Origin of the sequence: Micromonospora sp. NPDC004540 (assembly GCF_040610095.1) — a bacterium.
In the GTDB taxonomy this organism is placed as follows: Bacteria; Actinomycetota; Actinomycetes; order Mycobacteriales; family Micromonosporaceae; genus Micromonospora.
In genome coordinates this window covers 40,585-60,504 of sequence record NZ_JBEXLR010000022.1, presented here as the reverse complement: position 1 = coordinate 60,504, position 19,920 = coordinate 40,585, and the positions used below count along the sequence as shown (strand labels likewise).

At 72.1% G+C, this 19,920-nt stretch carries 19 protein-coding genes; 14 read left to right on the top strand and 5 right to left on the bottom strand.

The genetic code is table 11. From position 1 onward, the window contains the following. Positions 1–14 precede the first annotated feature (14 nt). From ABZV78_RS10805 to ABZV78_RS10785, 5 genes are all read left to right on the top strand, one after another. Positions 15–2,522: a bifunctional FO biosynthesis protein CofGH gene (locus tag ABZV78_RS10805; protein ID WP_355637437.1), complete on the top strand. Its 2,508-nt coding sequence runs from the start codon at positions 15–17 to the stop codon at positions 2,520–2,522. A 152-nt stretch (positions 2,523–2,674) separates the two neighbouring features. Beyond that, positions 2,675–2,956 (top strand): hypothetical protein, encoded by a 282-nt coding sequence (locus tag ABZV78_RS10800; RefSeq protein ID WP_355637435.1) that lies wholly within the window; start codon positions 2,675–2,677, stop codon positions 2,954–2,956. Positions 2,957–3,047: 91 nt separating this feature from the next. Then, positions 3,048–4,445, top strand: coding sequence for a DUF4331 domain-containing protein (locus tag ABZV78_RS10795; RefSeq protein WP_355637433.1), 1,398 nt, complete (start codon positions 3,048–3,050; stop codon positions 4,443–4,445). Between the two features lie 7 nt (positions 4,446–4,452). After that, positions 4,453–4,788: a phospholipase gene (locus ABZV78_RS10790; protein WP_355637431.1), complete on the top strand. Its 336-nt coding sequence runs from the start codon at positions 4,453–4,455 to the stop codon at positions 4,786–4,788. Between the two features lie 496 nt (positions 4,789–5,284). Further along, entirely contained in the window at positions 5,285–5,545 is a 261-nt protein-coding gene (locus ABZV78_RS10785) for a WhiB family transcriptional regulator (RefSeq protein ID WP_013284161.1), read from the top strand. Positions 5,546–5,658: 113 nt separating this feature from the next. On the opposite strand, the gene ABZV78_RS10780 is transcribed toward ABZV78_RS10785, so the two are convergent. Then, positions 5,659–6,108, bottom strand: coding sequence for a metallopeptidase family protein (locus tag ABZV78_RS10780; protein ID WP_091260118.1), 450 nt, complete (start codon positions 6,106–6,108; stop codon positions 5,659–5,661). A 154-nt stretch (positions 6,109–6,262) separates the two neighbouring features. Between ABZV78_RS10780 and ABZV78_RS10775 the strand changes: the two genes are divergently transcribed. Continuing rightward, positions 6,263–6,634, top strand: coding sequence for a DUF3499 domain-containing protein (locus ABZV78_RS10775; RefSeq protein WP_355637429.1), 372 nt, complete (start codon positions 6,263–6,265; stop codon positions 6,632–6,634). A 136-nt stretch (positions 6,635–6,770) separates the two neighbouring features. Here ABZV78_RS10775 and ABZV78_RS10770 read toward each other — a convergent pair whose 3' ends face one another. The 4 genes from ABZV78_RS10770 to ABZV78_RS10755 form a co-directional block, all read right to left on the bottom strand. Beyond that, complete coding sequence (locus ABZV78_RS10770) at positions 6,771–8,147, bottom strand: FAD-dependent oxidoreductase (RefSeq protein WP_355637427.1); 1,377 nt, start codon at positions 8,145–8,147, stop codon at positions 6,771–6,773. Continuing rightward, positions 8,147–8,836, bottom strand: coding sequence for a pyridoxamine 5'-phosphate oxidase family protein (locus ABZV78_RS10765; RefSeq protein ID WP_355637425.1), 690 nt, complete (start codon positions 8,834–8,836; stop codon positions 8,147–8,149). The genes ABZV78_RS10770 and ABZV78_RS10765 overlap by 1 nt, the downstream gene beginning before the upstream one ends. Further along, the gene (locus ABZV78_RS10760) at positions 8,821–10,167 is read right to left on the bottom strand and encodes an aspartate aminotransferase family protein (RefSeq protein WP_355637423.1); all 1,347 of its coding nucleotides are present in this window, start codon (positions 10,165–10,167) and stop codon (positions 8,821–8,823) included. Before ABZV78_RS10760 ends, ABZV78_RS10765 begins: the two co-directional genes overlap by 16 nt. Before the next feature lie 148 nt (positions 10,168–10,315). Continuing rightward, positions 10,316–10,828 (bottom strand): Lrp/AsnC family transcriptional regulator, encoded by a 513-nt coding sequence (locus ABZV78_RS10755; protein ID WP_355053906.1) that lies wholly within the window; start codon positions 10,826–10,828, stop codon positions 10,316–10,318. 208 nt (positions 10,829–11,036) lie between these two features. On the opposite strand from ABZV78_RS10755, the gene ABZV78_RS10750 reads away from it, so the two are divergent. From ABZV78_RS10750 to ABZV78_RS10715, 8 genes are all read left to right on the top strand, one after another. Next, entirely contained in the window at positions 11,037–12,221 is a 1,185-nt protein-coding gene (locus ABZV78_RS10750) for a spermidine/putrescine ABC transporter substrate-binding protein (protein WP_355637421.1), read from the top strand. Between the two features lie 5 nt (positions 12,222–12,226). Beyond that, positions 12,227–13,381, top strand: coding sequence for an ABC transporter ATP-binding protein (locus tag ABZV78_RS10745; RefSeq protein WP_355637419.1), 1,155 nt, complete (start codon positions 12,227–12,229; stop codon positions 13,379–13,381). After that, a complete protein-coding gene (locus ABZV78_RS10740) occupies positions 13,378–14,289 on the top strand; it encodes an ABC transporter permease (protein ID WP_355637417.1) in 912 nt (303 codons plus the stop codon). Before ABZV78_RS10745 ends, ABZV78_RS10740 begins: the two co-directional genes overlap by 4 nt. Before the next feature lie 58 nt (positions 14,290–14,347). Beyond that, a complete protein-coding gene (locus tag ABZV78_RS10735; RefSeq protein ID WP_355637415.1) occupies positions 14,348–15,214 on the top strand; it encodes an ABC transporter permease in 867 nt (288 codons plus the stop codon). Then, positions 15,211–16,632, top strand: coding sequence for an FAD-dependent oxidoreductase (locus ABZV78_RS10730; RefSeq protein WP_355637413.1), 1,422 nt, complete (start codon positions 15,211–15,213; stop codon positions 16,630–16,632). The genes ABZV78_RS10735 and ABZV78_RS10730 overlap by 4 nt, the downstream gene beginning before the upstream one ends. Next, complete coding sequence (locus tag ABZV78_RS10725) at positions 16,632–17,834, top strand: saccharopine dehydrogenase C-terminal domain-containing protein (RefSeq protein ID WP_355637411.1); 1,203 nt, start codon at positions 16,632–16,634, stop codon at positions 17,832–17,834. Before ABZV78_RS10730 ends, ABZV78_RS10725 begins: the two co-directional genes overlap by 1 nt. After that, complete coding sequence (gene speB, locus ABZV78_RS10720) at positions 17,831–18,844, top strand: agmatinase (protein ID WP_355637410.1); 1,014 nt, start codon at positions 17,831–17,833, stop codon at positions 18,842–18,844. Before ABZV78_RS10725 ends, speB begins: the two co-directional genes overlap by 4 nt. Positions 18,845–19,007: 163 nt before the next feature. After that, on the top strand, positions 19,008–19,859 hold the full coding sequence (locus ABZV78_RS10715) for a hypothetical protein (RefSeq protein ID WP_355637408.1): 852 nt from the start codon (positions 19,008–19,010) through the stop codon (positions 19,857–19,859). The last annotated feature ends 61 nt before the right edge of the window (positions 19,860–19,920 follow it).

Sequence of the window (19,920 nt, the reverse complement as noted above, 5' to 3'; positions counted from 1 at the left end):
CATAGGCTGGGCGGATGGTTGATCGCAGCGATCCCGCCCCGACCGAGGCGAGCGTCCGGCGGGCGCTGGGCCGGGCCGCCACCGGCCGGGCCCTGGACGTGGCCGAGGCGAGCGCGCTGCTCACCGCGCGCGGCGCGGCGCTGGACGAGTTGCTCCGGGTCGCCGGCGAGATCCGCGACGCCGGGCTGCGGGAGGCCGGCCGCCCGGGCGTCATCACCTTCTCCAAGAAGGTGTTCATCCCGCTGACCCGGCTCTGCCGGGACCGGTGCCACTACTGCACCTTCGCCACGGTGCCGCACCGGCTGCCGGCGGCCTACCTGGAGAAGGACGAGGTCCTCGCCATCGCCCGGGAGGGCGCGGCGCAGGGCTGCAAGGAGGCGCTGTTCACCCTCGGCGACCGCCCCGAGGAGCGCTGGCCGGCCGCCCGGCGGTGGCTGGACGAGCGGGGCTACGACTCCACCCTCGACTACCTGCGCGCCTGCGCCGTGGCGGTGCTGGAGGAAACCGGCCTGCTGCCGCACCTCAACCCGGGCGTGCTGTCCTGGTCGGAGTTGCAACGGCTCAAGCCGGTCGCGCCGAGCATGGGCATGATGCTGGAGACCACGGCGACCCGGCTCTGGTCCGAGCCGGGCGGCCCGCACTACGGCTCGCCGGACAAGGAGCCGGCGGTGCGGCTGCGGGTGCTCGACGACGCCGGCCGGGTCGGCGTGCCGTTCACCACCGGCCTGCTGATCGGCATCGGGGAGACCCTGGCCGAGCGGGTCGACGCGCTCTTCGCCATTCGGCGGGCGCACCGGGAGTACGGCCACCTCCAGGAGGTGATCGTGCAGAACTTCCGCGCCAAGCCGGACACCGCCATGCGGGGCATGCCGGACGCGGAGTTGCACGACCTGGCCGCCACGGTGGCGGTGGCCCGGGTGCTGCTCGGCCCGAAGGCGCGGATCCAGGCCCCGCCGAACCTCATCGAGGGCGAGTACGACCTGCTGCTGCGCGCCGGCATCGACGACTGGGGTGGCGTCTCGCCGGTCACCCCGGACCACGTCAACCCGGAGCGCCCCTGGCCGCACCTGGACGAGCTGGCCCGGCGTACCGGGCAGGCCGGCTTCACCCTGCGCGAGCGGCTGACCGTCTACCCGGAGTACGTCCGGGCCGGCGACCCGTGGCTCGACCCGCGCCTGCTGCCGCACGTCACCGCCCTCGCCGACCCGGCGACCGGGCTCGCCGTCGAGGCGGCCCGCCCGGTCGGCCGGCCCTGGCAGGAGCCGGAGGAGGTGTTCGGTGGGCGGACCGACCTGCACGTCACCATCGACACCACCGGGCGGACCCGGGACCGGCGGGGCGACTTCGACGACGTCTACGGCGACTGGTCGGAGGTGGCCGCGAAGGTCACCGTCCCGGCGGCGGTGGCGAGCGATCCCGACCTGCGCGCCGGCCTGCGGCTGGCCGCCGACGACCCGGCCGCGCTGCTCGAACCGGCGCACGAGGCGAAGGCGCTGGCGCTGTTCGGCGCGGACGGGCCGGCGCTGGAGGAGCTGTGCCGGATCGCCGACGACGTGCGCCGGGACGCGGTCGGCGACGACGTCACGTACGTGGTCAACCGCAACATCAACTTCACCAACGTCTGCTACGTGGGCTGCCGGTTCTGCGCCTTCGCCCAGCGGGAGAGCGACGCCGACGCGTTCCGGCTCTCCCTGGGACAGGTCGCCGACCGCGCCGAGGAGGCGTGGGCGGCCGGCGCCACCGAGGTCTGCCTCCAGGGCGGCATCGACCCGAAGCTGCCGGTCACCGGCTACGCCGACATCGTCCGGGCGATCAAGGCGCGGGTGCCGGGGATGCACGTGCACGCCTTCTCCCCGATGGAGATCGTCACCGCCGCGGCGAAGGCGGGCGTGCCGGTGAAGGAGTGGCTGCTCCAGCTCCGCGAGGCCGGCCTGGACACCATCCCGGGCACCGCCGCGGAGATCCTCGACGACGAGGTGCGCTGGGTGCTCACCAAGGGCAAGCTGCCGGCCGCCGCCTGGGTCGAGGTGGTGAGCACGGCCCACGAGCTGGGCATCCGGTCCAGCTCCACGATGATGTACGGCCACGTCGACCACCCCGGCCAGTGGCTGGCCCACTTCCGGGTGCTGGCCGGCGTGCAGGACCGCACCGGTGGCTTCACCGAGTTCGTGGCGCTGCCCTTCGTGCACACGAACGCGCCGATCTACCTGGCCGGCATCGCCCGGCCCGGCCCGACCTGGCGGGAGAACCGGGTCGTGCACGCGATGGCGCGGCTGCTGCTGCACGGCCGGATCGCCAACATCCAGTGCTCCTGGGTGAAGCTCGGCGACGCCGGCACGGTGGCGATGCTCCAGGGTGGCTGCAACGACCTGGGCGGCACCCTGATGGAGGAGACCATCTCGCGGATGGCCGGCTCGGGCAACGGCTCGGCCCGGACCGAGGAGCAGCTCCGGGCGATCGCGGCGGCGGCGGGCCGGCCGGTCCGCAAGCGGACGACCGCGTACGGTCACGCCGGCGCGTAGCGTCGAACCTTTCCCCGCCGCCGGCCGTACCGATGGATGCCGGCGGCGGTTTCGGCGAGGACCGCCGCCGGCGCCCCAAGCCCGGGGCACCCGGCGACGTCCGGGTCCCGGTCCACCGTGGGCGCTGCGGCGCCGGCCCGGAAAGGTTGCCCATGACCACTGATGAGCCGAAGCGGCGGCCCTGGCCGCGACTGACCCGCCGGCAGACGTTGACGGCCGCCGCGAGCGCCACCCTGGGCGCCGCCGCCCTCACGGTGCCGGGCCTGTCCGCCGCGCAGAACGCCCCCTCGGCGGGCCGGCGCGACGAGCCGATCGTGGTGCACGTGCGCGATGCGGCCTCCGGCGCGCTGGACGTCTTCGTCGGCACGACCCGGATCCAGGTACGCGACCGCGGCCTGGCCGACCGCCTGGTCCGCGCCGCCGGCCGGCGCTGACCCTCCCCGCGCCACCGGCGCGGTCCCTCCCGGCGCGGGCTCCCGGCGCCGGTCCCGACTTCCGCTACCCCCGACGAAGGTGTGGTCCGCCATGTCCTCTCACCGCGAGGCCCCGGAGATAGCCAAGGATCCGGTCGCCGACAGCTCCGACCTGTACGCGTTCGTCAGCCCGAGCCGACCCGACACGGTCACCTTGATCGCCAACTACGTGCCGGTGCAACTCCCCTCCGGCGGCCCCAACTTCTTCGAGTTCGGCGACGACGTCCGGTACGAGATTCACATCGACAACGACGGCGACGGTTATCCCGATGTCACCTATCGTTTCGAATTCACCACCGAGATCACGAATCCGAACAGCTTTCTTTACAACACCGGGCCGATCGAGTCGCTGGACAGCAGGAACTGGAATCGGCGGCAGTTCTACCGGCTGACCCGGGTGGCCGACGGCCGGGAGCACGTGCTGGCGCACAAGCTGCCCTGCCCGCCGTGCAACGTCGGGCCCCTGTCCACGCCGAAGTACGCCGACCTGGTGCGGCAGGCGACGTTCCGGCTGTCGACCGGGGAGAAGGTCTTCGCCGGCCAGCGGGCCGACGGCTTCTTCGTCGACCTGGGCGCCGTCTTCGACCTCGGTACGCTGCGCCCCTTCCAGCAGTTGCACGTGGCCGGAAAGAAGCTGTTCAAGACCGAGGGCGAGCCGGTCAACGCGCTGGACCGGCTGAACGTGCACAGCATCGCCGTGCAGGTCCCGCTCGGCAAGGTCCGCCGCAAGGCCAGCCGGTACGGCTACGCCGACCGGGCAGCCACCATCGGCGTCTGGACGTCCGCCTCCCGGCAGCAGGTCCGGGTGCTCGGCGACCGGGTGGCCGCGGACACCGCCGCCGGCCCCTTCACCCAGGTCTCCCGGCTGGGCAACCCGCTGTTCAACGAGGTCGTCGTGCCGATGTCCAAGAAGGACCTGTGGAACACGCTGCCGCCCGCGGAGGACAAGCGGTTCGCCCAGTTCGTCGAGCACCCCGAGCTGGCCGCGCTGCTGCCCGCGCTCTATCCGGGCGTGTTCCCCAGCCTCGACGCGCTGAACAAGTCGAAGAAGCCGCGGACCGACCTGGTCGCGATCCTGCTCACCGGCGTACCGGCCGGGCTGATCGACGGCTTCGCCAACACCACCGGCGACGTGCAGGCCGACATGCTGCGGCTGAACACGGCGATCCGGCCCAGCCCCAAGCCGGACCGGTTCGGGGTGCTCGGCGGCGACCTGGCGGGCTTCCCGAACGGCCGGCGGGTCGGCGACGACGTGGTGAGCATCGCGCTGCGGGCGATCGCCGGGGTGACCGTGCCGCTGGTCGACAAGACGTTCAAGCCGGACGCGGCGGCGGCCGCGGTCACCCCGGGGCTGAGCGCCGCCGACGTGACGGCGCCCTTCCTCGGGGACTTCCCGTTCCTCGGCACACCGTACGACGGGTTCAACAACCCGCCGGCGGCGAAGTCCTGAGGGCGGCATGGACCACCACACGCTCGGGCCCTCGCAGAGCGGCAGCGTCGTGCTCGATCTGGGCGGCGACTCCGGCGCGCTGATCATCCACACCGGACGTGACCTGCACGGCCGGGAGATCGAGATCAGTCGCGCCGACCGGGACGACACCCGCACCCACTCCGCCGTACGCGAGCGGCACGTCCGCGACGGGGTTTTCCACAGCGCCGTCTACCCGGATCTGCCGGCCGGTCTCTATACCGTCTGGTGGGATGAACGGACGCCGGCCGGAGCGATTTCCGTCACCGGCGGAGCGATCGCCGAATTCGTCTGGCCGGCCAGCTCACCGCCGGGAGCGGGCTGACCGCCCGGCCCGCCGTGCCGTCGCGCCTCGTCCACATGTTGGGCGGGGCGCGGTCGGCGTCTGCGGCCTCGAGGGGCGGTACTGCTGCGGCCGGGTTAACCTTTGCCCCACCAAAATGCTGATCTTGGACGGTGTCACGACGGCCGCCCGGATACGGCCCGCCGGAAGCCTCCACCGGGGGCCGCCGGCAGTGTCCACACCGGTGCGCCACGGCAGAAAAACTTGGGGCAACTCGCCGGGGAGGGCGTTACTCGTCCGGGGTCTGAATCGATAGGGCAGGTTGCGAGGGTCGGGCGGCCGCGACGGTCCGCCCGGAACGTGTCGGGAGGGCGACTCCATTATCAAGTTTGGCTTGACGGCGCACGCATTACACGCGTGTAATTTGAATGGGGTTGTTCGCGCGGAACGCAACAAATTGTGACCGGACGAACAAGCACGCCTTTCGCGTGGGGGGTTGCAGCGGCGATGACGCCGGTGCGCGACAAGGAGGCAACGGATGGACGGCCAGCTCGAGGTGGCCGACCTGCTCGGAAACGCGCCGGAGTGGCAGGAGCGGGCGCTGTGCTCGCAGACCGACCCGGAGGCGTTCTTTCCCGAGAAGGGCGGCTCGACCCGCGAGGCGAAGCGCATCTGCTCGCGGTGTGAAGTGAAGACGGAGTGTCTCGAATACGCGCTCGGCCACGACGAGCGGTTCGGGATCTGGGGCGGGCTCTCCGAGCGGGAGCGGCGCAAGCTCAAGCGGCGGGTCGCCGCCTGACGCGCGTACCGGACCGGGGCGGTGGGGGCCGCCCGGGTCCGGGGCCGACGACCCGGCCGGCGGGGGCCGGCCGGGACGCGGCGGCGGCGCGCGGCGGTGAGCCCGGCGGCGGCTCAGGCCAGTTCGTCGGGGTCGACCCCGAGCAGGTTCGCCACCTGCTCGATGATCACGTCGTGCACGAGGTCCGCGAGGTCCTCGCGGTCCATGGCCCGGAACTCCAGCGGCCGCCGGTAGAGCACGATCCGCGGCGGCACCTCCTGGCGGCCCGGGCGCCCCGGCAGCAGCCGGGCGAGCGGGACCTCGCCGTCCTCCAGCACGTCCGAGTCGTAGACGTTCAGGTCCGGCGGGACGTCCTCGACGGCGAACTCGACCCCGGCCAGTTCCTTGGCGAAGCGGCGCTCGAGCGTCTCCACCGTGTCCAGCACCAGGTCGTCGAAGACCTCGGCCTTGGTACGGGCCAGCGGCACGGTGGCCGGCACCAGCCGCCCCCGCAGCCCCCGCCCGTGGCGGTCGCGGTGGGTGCGCCGGCCGGAGCCGGGGCGGCGGTTTTCCGGGCTCGTCATGACGCACAGGGTAGCCCCCGGACCCGGGCCGCCCGCCGTCGCGCCGCCGGCCCGGCGCGCCGACGCGCCGATCGGACGAATTGTGATCACCATGACGGGCGTGTCGCAACGCGAAGCGGTGCGCCGCACCCGGTAATGGGGATACCCTGCCGCCGTGAGGTCACCACGGCGCTGCTCCCGTAACGGCTGCCCCCGGCAAGCGGTCGCCACATTGACCTATGTCTACAACGAGTCCACCGCCGTGGTGGGCCCCCTCGCCGCGTTCGCCGAACCGCACACGTACGACCTGTGCGAGCCGCACGCCCGCAACCTGACCGCGCCGCGCGGCTGGGACGTGGTGCGCCACGAGGGCGAGTTCGAGCCGCCGCCGCCCACCACCGACGACCTGGTCGCCCTGGCCGAAGCCGTCCGCGAGGCCGCCCGCCCCGCGCCCCCGCGCCCCCCGGCGGACGACGACCACCCGGCCCCCCAGACCCACCAACAGGGCCGCCGCGGCCACCTCCGCGTCATCCCCCCGAACCACTGACCCACCGCGCCCACCGGCGTGATCAAGAGTTTTGCGCGCCCAAGGCCCGGTTGATCATGAGGTTGGCGGCGTTCTTGACCTCTCTGAGTGCCGCTAACTTCATGATCAACGGGGCGGGGGTGGCCGGGCCGGGTGGTCAGTGGCCCAGGAGGTGGGAGAAGGCGGCGGCTCGGCGGGAGGGGCGGTTGGTCCGCAGTTCCGCCTCGTCGGCGGAGAACATGACCTTGAGGCCGGCGTTGACGGCGAGCCAGCGTAGGGGCTCGGGCTCCCATCTGGGGGAGCGGTGGTTGACCCAGGGCAGAGCGGTCAGGTCGGTCCCCTCGCCCCGGATCAGGTCGGCCAGGGTACGGCCGGCCAGGTTGCTGGTGCCGACGCCGTCGCCCACGTAGCCGCCCGCCCAGGCGAGACCGGTCGACCGGTCCAGCCCCACCGAGGCGGCCCAGTCCCGGGCCACGCCGAGCGGCCCGCCCCAGGTGTGCGTCACCGGCACCTCGGGCCCGAGCACCGGGAAGAGTTCGCCGAGCACCCGGCGCAGCGCCGCGAAGACGCGGGGCTCCCGGTCGAAGTCCGGGCGGACCCGGGAGCCGTAGTGGTAGGGGGCGCCCCGCCCGCCGAAGGCGAGCCGGCCGTCGGCGGTGCGCTGGCCGTAGATGATGACGTGCCGGTAGTCGGAGAAGGTCTCCCGCTCGGCCAGCCCGATCTCCGCCCAGGTCGCCTCGGGCAGCGGCGCGGTGGCCACCATCAGCGAGTAGACCGGTGCCACGGCCCGCCGCTGGCCGGGCAGCGCGGGGGTGAAGCCCTCGGTCGCCCGGACCACCACCGGCGCGCGGACCACCCCGGCCGGGGTCACCGCCGCCCCGGGCCGCAGCGCGGTGACCGGGGTCCGCTCGAAGACGCGTACGCCCCGGCGCTCCACCGCCGCGGCCAGGCCGCGGACCAACTTCGCCGGGTGCACGGCGGCGCAGTGCGGGGTGTACGTGCCGCCGCGTACCCCGTCGGCGTGGCAGCGCGCGGCGGCCTCGGCCGCGTCGAGCAGCACCAGGTCGGCGTCGGCGAGCCCATGCTCGCGGGCCTCGGCGACGGCGGCCCGGGCCCGGCCGAGCTGCACCTCGGTGCGGGCCAGCACCACCGTGCCGCCGGCCCGCCAGTCGCAGTCGATGCCCTCGGCGGCGACCACCCGGCCGACCTCGCGGACGGTCTCGTGCATGGCCCGCTGCATGGCGAGCGCCCGGTCCCGGCCGTGCCGGCGGGCCAGCGCCGGCAACGAGGTGGGGAAGAGCGCCGAGCACCAGCCGCCGTTGCGCCCGGAGGCGCCGTAGCCGGCGATCTCCTTCTCCAGCACGACGATCCGCAGCGACGGGTCGGCCGCGGCGAGGTAGTAGGCCGTCCACAGCCCGGTGTAGCCGGCGCCCACGATCACCACGTCGGCGTCGGTGTCGCCGGGCAGGCCGGGGCGCGGGGTCAGCGGCTGGTCCAGGCTGGACAGCCAGTACGACAGGTCCTGGTAGCGCATCACCACTCCGGTGGGGGCAGGTCGTGGCGCAGCCGTGGGTCGGGCTGCGGGATCCCGTACGCCTCGACGACCGGCACCACCCCGGCCCAGACCGGCCGGTCGAGGTCGTCCTCGGGATCGTCGGGCGGGCCGGCGCCGACCTTCACCGAGCACTCGTCCAGCGGCAGGGCGAGCACCAGCGTGGCGGCCAGTTCCTTCGCCGAGGGCGGCCGGATCTCCGCCCAGCGGCCGGGGAGCAGGTGCTCGGAGAGGCGGTGCAGGGCGGCCAGCTTCGCCTCGCCGGTGAGCGCGGCGAGGGTGCCGAGCACCATGGCGCAGCGGTAGTTCATCGAGGACTCGAAGGCGCTGCGGGCCAGCACCAGGCCGTCGAGCAGGGTGACGGTGAGGCAGGCCGGCGCGCCGGCGGCCAGGTGCCGGAACAGCCGGCTGCCGGTGGAGCCGTGCACCAGCACCCGCTCCCCGTCCCGGGCGTACGCCACCGGCAGCGCGTACGGCTGGTCGCCGTCGACGACGGCCAGATGGGCGACCCGGCCGGCGTCGAGCACGGCGTGCAGCGTCGCCCGGTCGTGGACGGCCAGGTCGGGCAGCCGGCGTACCCGGGTCCGGTCGGTGCTCCCGACGGCGCGGGGCCGGTCCCCGGTGTCCCGAGAACCGGCCCCGTCCGGGCCGCCGGTCAGAGGCGCGACCATGCCTCGGTCAGCACGGCGCGCAGGATCTGCTCGATCTCGTCGAACTGCTGCTGCTGGGCGATCAGCGGCGGCGCGAGCTGGATCACGGGGTCGCCCCGGTCGTCGGCGCGGCAGTAGAGCCCGGCCTGGAAGAGCGCGGTGGAGAGGAAGCCGCGCAGCAGCCGCTCCGACTCGGCCTCGTCGAAGGTCTCCCGGGTGGTCTTGTCCTTGACCAGTTCGATGCCGTAGAAGTAGCCGTCGCCCCGGACCTCGCCGACGATCGGCAGGTCGTTGAGCTTCTCCAGGGTGGACCGGAAGGCGCCCTCGTTGGCCCGGACGTGCCCGACGAGGTCCTCACGGGCGAAGACCTCCAGGTTGGCCAGGGCGACCGCGCAGGAGACCGGGTGGCCGCCGAAGGTCACGCCGTGGGCGAACATGCCGGTCTCGGTGAGGAACGGCTCCATGAGCCGCTCGCTGGCGATCATCGCGCCGAGCGGGGCGTAGCCGGAGGTGATGCCCTTGGCGGTGGTGATGATGTCGGGCTGGTAGCCGTAGCGGACGGCGCCGAAGTACTCGCCGAGCCGGCCCCACGAGCAGATCACCTCGTCGCTGACGAGCAGCACGTCGTACGCGTCGCAGATCTCCCGGACCCGCTCGAAGTAGCCGGGCGGCGGCGGGAAGCAGCCGCCGGAGTTCTGCACCGGCTCCAGGAAGACCGCGGCGACGGTGTCCGGCCCTTCCCGCTCGATGGCGCGGCCGATCTCCTCGGCAGCCCAGCGGCCGAACGCCTCGGGGTCGTCGCCGTGTTCGGGGGCCCGGTAGAAGTTGGTGTTCGGCACCTTGATGCCGCCGGGCACCAGCGGCTCGAAGTCGCTCTTGATGCCGGGCAGGCCGGTGATCGACAGCGCGCCCATCGAGGTGCCGTGGTACGCGATGTACCGGCTGACCACCTTGTACTTGTTGGGCTGGCCGGTGCGCTTGAAGTAGGCCCGGGCCAACTTCCACGCCGCCTCGACGGCCTCGGAGCCGCCGGTGGTGAAGAAGACCCGGTTCAGGTCGCCGGGGGCCAGCGCCGCGACCTTCTCGGCCAGCTCGACGGCCTTCGGATGGGCGTACGACCAGAGGGGGAAGTAGGCCAGTTCGCCGGCCTGCTTGGCGGCCGCCTCGGCGAGTTCGGTCCGGCCGTGGCCGGCGTTGACGACGAAGAGCCCGGCGAGCCCGTCCAGGTAGCGGCGGCCCTGCGAGTCCCAGACGTACGCGCCCTCGCCGCGCACGATCGTGGGTACCTCGCCGGCGGAGTAGCTGGCCATCCGGGTGAAGTGCATCCAGAGGTGGTCGGTGGCGTTGGCCATGTCAGCCCCATCGGGTCTCGGGCCGGTCAGGGGTGACACCGGCCGCTCTGCCCACGGTTATCGCACAGCCGGTGTTGATAACGCAAGTGTCTGGGGCGAATGACAACGGATTCAGCGAGCGGCGTTTGTCGCCGCAACGGAATCCGTATCAGGCCGTGCCCCAGCTGTAGGTCTGCTTGCGCAGCTTGAGGTAGACGAACGCCTCGGTGGAGACCACGCCCGGCACCCCGCGCAGCCTCTGGAGGATCTCCAGCAGGTGCTCGTCGTTGCGGCAGACCACCTCGGCCAGCAGGTCGAACGACCCGGCGGTGATCACCACGTAGTCGATCTCCTCGAACTCGGCGAGCCGGTCGGCCACGCTCTCCAGGTCGCCGTCGGTCCGCAGGCCGATCATGGCCTGGCGGGGGAAGCCGAGCTGGAGCGGGTCGGTCACCGCCACGATCTGCATGACCCCGGCGTCGAGCAGGCGCTGCACCCGCTGGCGCACCGCCGCTTCGGAGAGGCCGACCGCCTTGCCGATCGTCGCGTACGGGCGACGCCCGTCCTCCTGGAGCTGCTCGATGATCTGCTTGGCAACGTCGTCGAGCAGAGCGTGACTGGCACCTTCGCGTACGGTCACCCGACGGCTGCCGTTGCCGTTCTCCAGTTGCCGGTTGGCCATCGTCCGCTCCCCATGTCCGGATCCTTGTGCTGAGCGTAGTGCCCCGGCGCAGTCTGGCGTATTTCGTGGTCCTTGGCTATTCCCGCAACGGAATCCCTTGTAAGGAAGGTCACCTCATGTCAGGATCAGTCGTCCATCGCCACTGACCCTCCCGCCGGCGCGCCACCCCCGTCCCGCCGCCGACGATGACCCCCCTAGGAGTCGTCACATGCGTAGTCCCCTCCGGCACCTCACCCGGCGTGGTCTGCTCACCGGGACCCTCGGCTCGGCCGCCCTGCTCGCCACGGCGGGCACGCTGGCCGGCTGCGGCACCAAGGGCGCGCAGCAGACCGAGGCCGGTTGCAAGAGCGAAGACCTCTCCGCCACCGAGAAGAAGCTGGCCTTCTCGAACTGGCCGCAATACATGGACGTGGACGAGAAGGACGAGTCCAAGCGCCCCACCCTGGACGCGTTCGTGAAGAAGTCCGGGATCCAGGTGACGTACACCGAGGACGTCAACGACAACAACGAGTTCTTCGGCAAGGTGCAGAACCAGCTCGCCGGCTGCCAGACCACCGGGCGCGACATCATGGTCCTCACCGACTGGATGGCGGCCCGGATGATCCGGCTCGGCTGGATCCAGAAGCTGGACAAGGCGAAGCTGCCCAACGTCGAGGCGAACCTGCTGCCCTCCCTGCGCAACCGCTCCTTCGACGGCGACAACCAGCTCGCCATCCCGTGGCAGTCCGGCCTGGCCGGGCTCGCGTACAACGCCAAGGTGGCCAACGAGATCCGCACCGTCGACGAGCTGCTCACCCGGCCCGACCTGAAGGGCAAGGTGACGGCGCTGTCGGAGATGCGGGACACCATGGGCCTGCTGCTCCAGTCCAACGGGCACGACCCGGCGAACTTCACCACGGCGCAGTTCGACGACGCGCTGAACAAGCTGAAGAAGGCCGTGGACTCCAAGCAGATCCGCAAGTTCACCGGCAACGACTACGCCCCCGACCTGGCCAAGGGTGACATCGCCGCGTGCATCGGCTGGTCCGGCGACGTGATCCAGCTCGGCTTCGAGGACGAGAAGATCAAGTTCGTCGTGCCCGAGTCGGGCGTGATGCTCTGGTCGGACAACATGCTCGTGCCGAACAAGGCCACCCACAAGGCGAACGCCGAAGAGCTGATCAACTACTACTACGACCCGGCGGTCGCCGCGCAGCTCGCCGCGTACGTCAACTACATCTGCCCGGTCAAGGGCGCGCAGGCCGAGATGGAGAAGATCGACCCGGACCTGGCCGCCAACACTCTCATCTTCCCGGACGACGCGATGCTGTCGAAGTCCAAGGTCTTCATGGCCCTGGACGAGAAGCGGGAGAAGGAGTACGAGACCAAGTTCCAGCAGGTCATCGGGGCGTGAGAAACATGGCACACGAGACACCGGCCGGCGATCTTCGCCTGGCCAACCTGACCAAGCGGTTCGGCGTCTTCACCGCGGTGGACGACCTCAGCCTCACCATCCCGCAGGGCTCGTTCTTCGCCCTGCTCGGGGCGTCCGGCTGCGGCAAGACCACCACCCTGCGGATGATCGCCGGGCTGGAGGAACCGACCAGTGGGCAGGTGCTGCTCGGCGACCGGGACATCGCCGGGCTGCGGCCGTACAAGCGGCCGGTGAACACCGTGTTCCAGAGTTACGCGCTCTTCCCGCACCTCGACATCCACGAGAACGTGGCCTTCGGGCTGCGCCGGCGCGGCATCCGCAACGTGACCGACCAGGTCGAGCGGATGCTCGCGCTGGTGCAGCTCGAAGGGTACGGCCGGCGCAAGCCGGCCCAGCTCTCCGGCGGCCAGCAGCAGCGCGTGGCGCTGGCCCGGGCGCTCATCAACCACCCGCAGGTGCTGCTGCTCGACGAGCCGCTCGGCGCGCTCGACCTGAAGCTGCGCCGGCAGATGCAGATCGAGCTGAAGCGGATCCAGACCGAGGTCGGCATCACCTTCGTGCACGTCACCCACGACCAGGAGGAGGCCATGACCATGGCCGACACGGTCGCGGTGATGAACGCCGGCCGGATCGAACAGCTCGGCGCCCCCGCCGACCTCTACGAGTACCCGGCCACCGCGTTCGTGGCGAACTTCCTCGGCCAGTCCAACCTGCTGGCCGGCGAGGCCGCCGGCCGCAGCGGCGGCGAGGTGCTGGTCACGGCGCACGGCGCGCGCTTCTCGGTGCCCGCCGGCCGGGCCCGGGCCGACCACGGGCCGGTCTTCCTCGGGGTACGCCCCGAGAAGCTGCGCCTGGTCGGCGGCCCCGACCAGGTGCCCGCCGGCCACCAGCACCTCGGCGGTGTGGTCAGCGACGCCTCGTACGTCGGGGTGAGCACCCAGTACCTGGTGCGCACGGCGTGGGGCAGCGAGCTGTCCGCGTTCGCCGCGAACAGCGGGGTCGGCGGCCGGCTGCCCGTCGGCACCCCGGTGACCGCGTGCTGGGACCCGCGGCACGCCTTCCTGCTGCCCCGGGCGGCCGGCGAGGACGACCAGACCAGCCCGCTGCTCGACGAGCCGCCGGTGGGTGCGCTGTCATGAGCGCGCTGGCCCACGTACCGACCTCGTCGGGGCAGCCGGCCGCGCCGCCGGGGCCCCGGCGGGGGCGGAGCAGGCTGCTGCCCTACCTGCTGCTGCTGCCCGGCGCCGCCTGGCTGCTGGTCTTCTTCGTCCTGCCGCTGGTCCAGCTCGCCGCGGCCAGCCTCTACGACCCGAGCGGATCCCTCGCCACCGGCTACGTGCTGACCGGCGAGATCGGCAACTACTGGACCGCGTTGCAGGTCTACTGGCCGCAGTTCGCCCGGTCCTTCGTCTACTCGGCGATCGCGCTGGTGCTGGCCCTGCTGATGGGCTACCCCCTGGCGTACGCGATCGCTCAGAAGGCCGGCCGGTGGAAGAACCTGCTGCTGGTGGCCGTGGTGGCGCCGATGTTCACGAGCTTCCTGGTCCGCACCCTGGCCTGGAAGACCATCCTGTCCGACAACGGAGCTCTGGTCGGCCTGCTGCGGGACGTGCACCTGCTCGGGGCGGACGGCCGGCTGCTGGCCACCCCGTTCGCGGTGGTGCTCGGCCTGACGTACAACTTCCTGCCCTTCCTGGTGCTGCCGCTGTACGCGAGCCTGGAGCGGCTGGACCCGCGGCTGCTGGAGGCGGCGAGCGACCTGTACGCGAGCCCGCTGCGCGCCTTCCGGAAGGTCACGCTGCCGCTGTCCATGCCCGGCCTGATCGCCGGCACCCTGCTCTTCTTCATCCCGGCCACCGGCGACTACATCAACGCCGAACTGCTCGGCACCCCGAACGAATACATGATCGGCAACGTCATCGACTCGGCCTTCCTGGTGCGGCTGGACTACCCGCAGGGCGCGGCCCTGTCGTTCCTGCTGATGGCCGCGATCCTCGCGATCGTCTTCGTCTACCTGCGCAAGGCCGGCACGGAGGAGGTGCTCTGATGAGCGCGAGGAGTGCAGCGAAGCGGAGCCCCGCAGTCGCGAATGAAGGTGAGCTCTGATGCGTCGTTGGCTCGCCGACCGTTGGGTGATGGGTGTGGCCCTGCTCGTCCTCGCCTACCTCTCGCTGCCGATCATCGTGGTGGCCGGTCTGTCCTTCAACCGGCCGTCCAGCCGGCTGTCCTACGACTTCAACGAGTTCACGCTGGACAACTGGACCCACCCCTGCGCCACCTCCGACATGTGTGACGCGGTGGTGCGCAGCATGGAGATCGGCCTGATCGCCACGCTGGTCTCCACGGTGCTCGGCACGCTGATGGCGTTCGCCCTGGTCCGGCACAGCTTCCGGGGGCGCTCCGGGATCAACGGGCTGATCTTCCTGCCGATGGCCACGCCGGAGCTGGTGATGGGCACCTCGCTGCTCGCCCTGTTCGTCTGGTCGGACGGCCAGCTCCGGGCCAGCTTCGGCTTCGGCATCCCGCAGGGCTTCTGGACCATCGTCATCGCGCACGTGATGTTCTGCGTGTCGTTCGTGGTGGTCACCGTGAAGGCCCGGCTCGCCGGCATGGACCGGCGGCTGGAAGAGGCCGCCATGGACCTCTACGCGAGCGAGTGGCAGACCTTCCGGCGGATCACCCTGCCCCTGGTGCTGCCCGGCATCGTGGCCGCCGCGCTGCTGGCCTTCTCGCTCAGCTTCGACGACTTCATCATCACGAACTTCAACGCCGGCACCACGGTCACCTTCCCGATGTACGTCTGGGGCGCCGCCCAACGGGGCATCCCGCCGCAGGTCAACGTCATCGGCACGGCGATGTTCGTGATCGCGCTGCTCCTCGTCGGGGCCACCTCGCTGCGTGGCCGCCGGGCCCGGCGCGCCGCTCTCGCGGCTCCCGTCGCCGCCGTCGGGGCCCCCAAGAGCGCGTCATGAAACTCCCGCATACCGGCCGGGCGCTGGCGGACGCCGCGCCCGTCCCGTACTGGCTCGACCGACCGGACCGGCCCGATCCGCTGCCGCCGCTGGCCGGCGACCACGACACCGACCTGCTGGTGGTCGGCGGCGGCTACTCGGGCCTCTGGACCGCGCTGCTGGCCAAGGAGGCCGACCCCGACCGGGACGTGCTCCTGGTCGAGGCCGGCACCTGCGGCTGGGCGGCGTCCGGGCGCAACGGCGGGTTCTGCGCCGCCTCGCTCACCCACGGCCTGGCCAACGGGGCCGAGCGGTGGCCCGACGAGATCGACGAGCTGGAACGGCTCGGCCGGGAGAACCTGGACGCCATCGCCGCCACCGTGGCGAAGCACGGCATCGACTGCGACTTCGAACGCACCGGGGAGCTGGCGGTTGCCGTCGAGCCGTACCAGCTCGCCGGGCTGGCGGAGGACGCCGACCTGGGCCGCCGGTACGGCCACGACGTCCGGCTGCTCGACCGGGACGAGGTGCGCGCCGAGGTGGCCTCGCCGACGTACCTCGGTGGGATGTGGGACCGGGACCGGGTGGCCCTGCTCGATCCGGCGAAGCTGGCCTGGGGGCTGCGCCGAACCGCCCTCGACGCGGGCGTCCGGATCCACGAGCACACCCGGGTGACCGGGCTGACCCGTGACGGCGGCGCGCTGCGCGCGGTCACGGCCGGCGGCCCGGACGCCGCCCCCGGCGCGGTCCGGGCCCGGCAGGTGGTGCTCGCCACCAACGCGTTCCCGCCGCTGCTGCGCCGGCTGCGCGCCTGGCTGGTGCCGGTCTACGACTACGCGCTGATGACCGAGCCGCTGACGCCCGCCCAGCGGGACGCCATCGGCTGGCGCAACCGGCAGGGGCTGGCCGACACCGGCAACCAGTTCCACTACTACCGGATCACCGCCGACGGCCGGATCCTGTTCGGCGGCTACGACGCGATCTACCACTACGGCAACCGGATGGCCCCCGAGCTGGAGCAGCGCGAGGCCACCTTCACCGCGCTGGCGTCCCACTTCTTCACGACCTTTCCCCAGTTGGAGGGGCTGCGCTTCAGCCACCGCTGGGGCGGCGTCATCGACACCTGCACCCGGTTCTGCGCGTTCTTCGGCACCGCCTACGAGGGGCGGCTGGCGTACGCGGCCGGGTACACCGGGCTGGGCGTCGGGGCGACCCGGTTCGGGGCGCGGGTAATGCTCGATCTGCTCGGCGGGGAGGAGACCCCGCTGACCCGGCTCGACCTGGTCCGCCGCAAGCCGCTGCCGTTCCCGCCGGAGCCGATCCGGGCCACCGGCATCAACCTCACCCGCTGGTCGCTCGCCCGCGCCGACGCGCGGGAGGGGCGGCGCAACCTCTGGCTCCGTACTCTCGATCGTCTTGGACTGGGGTTCGACTCCTGATGCGTATCCTCCTCGTCGGCGCCGGTGGCGTCGGCTCCGCCGCCGTATCCATCGCCGCCCGCCGTTCCTTCTTCGAGACCATGGTGGTCGCCGACTACGACCTCGACCGCGCGTCGCGGGCGGTGGCCGGCCACGGCGACCGGTTCGTCGCCGCCCGCGTCGACGCCTCCTCCGCCGAGGCCGTCGCCGCGCTCTGCCGGGAACACCGGATCACCCACGTGCTGAACGCGGTCGACCCGCGCTTCGTCATGCCGATCTTCGACGGCGCGTTCGCCGCCGGGGCCGACTACCTCGACATGGCGATGTCGCTGTCCCACCCGCACCCGGACGCGCCCCATTCGGAGACCGGGGTGAAGCTCGGCGACGAACAGTTCGCGGCGGCCGCCGCCTGGTCGGAGGCCGGCCGACTGGCGCTCTGCGGCATCGGCATCGAACCCGGCCTCTCCGACGTCTTCGCCCGCTACGCCGCCGACGAACTCTTCAGCGAGATCGACGAGATCGGGGTACGCGACGGCGCCAACCTCACCGTCGACGGCTACGACTTCGCCCCCTCGTTCTCCATCTGGACCACCATCGAGGAGTGCCTGAACCCGCCGGTGGTCTGGGAGGAGGGCCGTGGCTGGTACACCACGCCGCCGTTCTCCGAGCCCGAGGTGTTCGAGTTCCCCGAGGGGATCGGCCCGGTCGAGTGCGTCAACGTGGAGCACGAGGAGGTGCTGCTCATCCCGCGCTGGGTCAAGGCGAAGCGGGTCACCTTCAAGTACGGCCTGGGCGACGAGTTCATCGAGGTGCTGAAGACCCTGCACAAGCTGGGCCTCGACGCTGTTTCCCCGGTGCGCGTGCGCGGCGTCGAGGTCTCCCCGCGCGACGTGGTGGCGGCCTGCCTGCCCGACCCGGCCACCCTCGGCGACCGGATGCGCGGCAAGACCTGCGCCGGCACCTACGTGACCGGCACCGGCACCGACGGCCGGCCGCGGCGGGTCTACCTCTACCACGTGGTCGACAACGAGTGGTCGATGGCGGAGTACGGCCACCAGGCGGTGGTCTGGCAGACCGCGATCAACCCGGTCGTCGCCCTGGAGTTGCTGGCCACCGGTGCCTGGTCCGGCACCGGCGTGCTCGGCCCGGAGGCGCTGCCCCCGGTGCCCTTCCTCGACCTGCTCACCGGCTACGGCTCGCCGTGGGGAATGGAGGAGCGGTGACCCGCTACGGCCCGATGTTCGGCCCCGACATCACGTTCCTCGGCGTGCCCCCGTGCACGCTGGAGGAGCCGGTGACCTACGCCGACGCCGACGTGGTGATCGTCGGCGCGCCCTTCGACGGCGGCACCTCGCACCGGCCGGGCACCCGGTTCGGGCCGTCCGCCATCCGCCAGGCCTGCTACCTGCCGCACGACGGCTCCCGCCCGTCCCTCGCGCTGCGCGTGGACGGGTTGCAGGACCTGCGCGTCTACGACGCGGGCGACGTCGAGATGTTCTCCGGCGACATCGAGCGCTCGCTGGCCTCGCTGGAGACCGCCGTGCACGCGGTCGCCGCCGCCGGGGCCATCCCGATCGTGCTCGGCGGCGACCACTCCATCGCCCTGCCGGACGCCACCGGGGTGGCCCGGCACCACGGCCTCGGCCGGGTGTCGCTGGTGCACTTCGACGCGCACGCCGACACCGGGGACATCGAGTTCGGCTCGCTGCACGGGCACGGCCAGCCGATGCGCCGGCTCATCGAGTCCGGCGCGGTACGCGGCGACCGCTTCCTCCAGATCGGCCTGCGCGGCTACTGGCCGGGGCCGGAGACGCTGTCCTGGATGGCCGAGCAGCGGATGCGCTCGTACGAGATGACCGAGGTGGTGGCGCGCGGCCTGGACGAGTGCCTCACCGAGGCGTTCGGGATCGCCACCGACGAGTGCGAGGGCGTCTTCCTCTCCGTCGACGTGGACGTGGTCGACCCCGGCATGGCCCCCGGCACCGGCACCCCCGAGCCCGGCGGGTTCACCTCCCGGCAGCTCCTCGACGCGGTCCGCAGGGTCTGCTACGAGCTGCCGGTGGTCGGGGTGGACGTGGTCGAGGTCGCCCCGCCCTACGACCACGCCGACATCACCGCCTACCTGGGCAACCGGGTGGTGCTGGAGGCGCTGTCGGCGATCGCCCGCCGCCGCCGCGACGCCGCCGGCGGCGACCCCTGGAACCCGAGACAACCCCTCCTCGACGCCCGCTGACCGTCACCGCCGCCCCACCCCTTCCGCCGATCATGGAGTTGTGGCGCCCAGTGTGAGGCATTGGCGGCTTTTGGCTGCCGCCCCAACTCCTTGATCGGCGAGGCTGGTGGGGGGTTGTCCACAGGGGGCGGTGCCGGGGGAGGGGTGGTTGCAGGGTTGGGGTGTGGCGGGGGAGATTGAGGCGTACGGGGAGATGCGCGCCGCGGGGTTCAGCCGCGGGGTGATCAGGCACCGCGTCGAGCAGGGGCGCTTGCGTCGGCTGTCGCGGGGCGTCTATGGGACGCGTGATGACTTCGAGAGTCATCTGCGGGCGATCTTCCGTCGGTTACCGCCGGGTGCTCTGGTCGGTTTCCAGACCGGTGCGCAGCTCCACGGCTTCGGCGCGGTGCTGAGTCCTGAGGTGCATGTCATCGTGCCGGCGGGATGCGTCGTACCGCAGATTCGAGGGGTCGTCGCGCACGAAGCCGCACTTCCCGTGCCCGGGCCGGTGGAGATCGCTGGCGTGCCCTGCGCTCCGGCCGCCCGTTGCGCGGTGGACCTGGCCCGAGTGCTCCGGCGGATGGACGCCATGCCCCTGCTCGACCTGTGCCTGCGCTCTGGCGCCTGCGGCCCGGACGAGTTGCGTGCCGAAGTGGGGCGGCACGGCGGCCTGCGTGGCGTGTGCCAGGCCCGACGGTTGGTTCTTCTGGCCGATCCCCGGGCGGAATGCCGGCAGGAGAGTCAACTGCGGCTGTTGCTGGTGGATGGCGGCCTGCCGGCTCCTGAACCACAGCTCTGGGTGGCGGACGGATACGGTGCCCCACGCTATCGGCTGGACCTCGGCTACCGGCAGCACAAGATCGGCATCGAGTATGACGGCGTCTTCCACCTCGATCGCGACCGACTCCGCCACGACCGCTTCCGCATGAACTGGCTGGCGGCGAATGGCTGGCGCATGCGCCACTTCACCGACGTAGACCTCTACCGCCGCCCCCGATACATCACCGCGACGATCGCCGGCCTTCTCCGCCCCTGACCCGTCGATCAAGGACTTGTGGCTGCCGACGTAAGCCGCATTCGCGGCAACTCGGGAACCA